This window comes from Nostoc sp. WHI (assembly GCF_015714725.1).
Classification (GTDB): Bacteria; Cyanobacteriota; Cyanobacteriia; order Cyanobacteriales; family Nostocaceae; genus Nostoc.
Map to the genome: position 1 here is coordinate 1 of NZ_WBKM01000191.1, position 1720 is coordinate 1720.

At 46.2% G+C, this 1720-nt stretch carries 1 protein-coding gene and 1 pseudogene; one reads left to right on the forward strand and one right to left on the reverse strand.

Features of this window, described 5'->3' with window-relative positions; genetic code table 11:
- Window positions 1-31 precede the first annotated feature (31 nt).
- A complete protein-coding gene (locus F8S12_RS19435; RefSeq protein ID WP_196517735.1) occupies window positions 32-601 on the reverse strand; it encodes a photosystem I assembly protein Ycf4 in 570 nt (189 codons plus the stop codon).
- A 539-nt stretch (window positions 602-1140) separates the two neighbouring features.
- Here F8S12_RS19435 and F8S12_RS19440 point away from each other — a divergent pair.
- A pseudogene (locus tag F8S12_RS19440) lies at window positions 1141-1720 on the forward strand (photosystem II D2 protein (photosystem q(a) protein)); the annotation flags it as partial.

Below are 1720 nucleotides of genomic sequence, written 5' to 3' on the forward strand. Positions count from 1 at the left end.
GCCCAATGCCCAATGCCCAATGCCCAATGCCTTAAAGTCCTTCTAGTGATACTCCTAAAAAGCGGGCTAACTTTGCGCCTTCTGTTTCCAATTCTGTTAAAGATAACGGTTGCCCAACTCGTGTTAAGGGTATATCTCGCCGACCCTTAACGCGTAGGTAGAGTGAGCGACGAGGATTAAGACCTTCTTTGACGGCTATTCGTACAGATTGTACATCTTCTGTACGTCCATCAATCTCAATTCGGCGGTTTTTGCCAGGAAATCCCCAACGGAATATTTTTATTGTGCCAGTTTCCTGATTAAATTCGTTGTAACCGCCGCCCACATCCCATAAAATCACTAGCCATAAGTATGTGGCTAGTAGTAAGCCAGCAGTGCCATATAACCCCATAGCCAGCCCTTGGGGGACGAATATCAGTTGAGTTGGATCGCTAACTATAAGTAAATTAACTTTTAAATAACTGGATATCCCAGCCAGAAAAAAGCCTGTTGCTCCCAAGGTAACGATAGTTGCCCACCAGTAGTTACTGAACCGACGGGAACCGAGAACATTTTGATGCAGGAGGCGATCGCCTTTGTTAATCGTTGTTGATGCCGTCATTGAACTACCATTGCCCGTGAGATACTCTCTTTAAAAGTCTCCCATTGAATCGGGATATCTTGCAAGTAGAGAGTGCTGAGTGGGGAATCTCACTTCTTTACTCAGCACTGTTTACTCGGAACGGGCTAAACGCCCCGCTATCGCTAACGGAACTGTTTTGCCCCATGTCCATTGCTAATTGTTTAGATTTCTGAGAAAACTTGTGTCAAATTGTAAAAATTCTGATATTCATATTATTTATAATGTTCGTGTCACATACCTGATTTGCTTCTGTGTATCAGGCAAAAACCCGGAGTAATGTGATAAATTAAGAATCATTAAGTTACCACCAGCTAGATTACTAGCCGATGGTACGTGTAATGTCATAACCCTGAGAAATGATGACTTCAGTAGTCGTCAAGCTCTCAGAATCTCAGTTGCTTAAAAGCAGTTGAGATTGTCAAAAAAACGTTAATTTCTGACAGCAGTCGGTTACACTAGCTTTCCGCGCTGCCTCAGAAACGTTGCAATTTTAGTAAAAAAATGAGGATTTTAGTCCGATGACCATCGCAGTTGGACGCGCGCCCAGTAGAGGGTGGTTTGACGTTCTAGACGACTGGCTCAAGCGCGATCGCTTCGTATTCGTAGGTTGGTCAGGGATACTATTGTTTCCCTGTGCTTTCCTAGCACTAGGCGGTTGGTTGACCGGCACCACCTTCGTCACCTCTTGGTACACCCACGGATTAGCCTCCTCATATTTAGAAGGCTGTAACTTCCTGACAGTGGCAGTATCCACCCCCGCCGACAGCATGGGACACTCCCTATTGCTGTTATGGGGGCCAGAAGCTCAAGGCAACCTCACCCGTTGGTTTCAACTGGGTGGTTTGTGGCCATTCGTAGCCCTACACGGAGCCTTCGGTTTGATCGGCTTCATGTTGCGGCAATTTGAGATTGCGCGTCTAGTAGGTATCCGTCCTTACAATGCTCTCGCCTTCTCTGCACCGATTGCGGTATTCGTCAGCGTATTCCTGATGTACCCCTTGGGACAGTCAAGTTGGTTCTTTGCACCCAGCTTTGGTGTCGCTGCAATTTTCCGATTCTTACTATTCCTGCAAGGGTTCCACAACTGGACACTCAACC

Coding starts and splice junctions, on each gene's coding strand:
- F8S12_RS19435 (WP_196517735.1), bottom strand. CDS start 601: ATGACGGCATCAACAACGATTAACAAAGGCGATCGCCTCCTGCATCAA.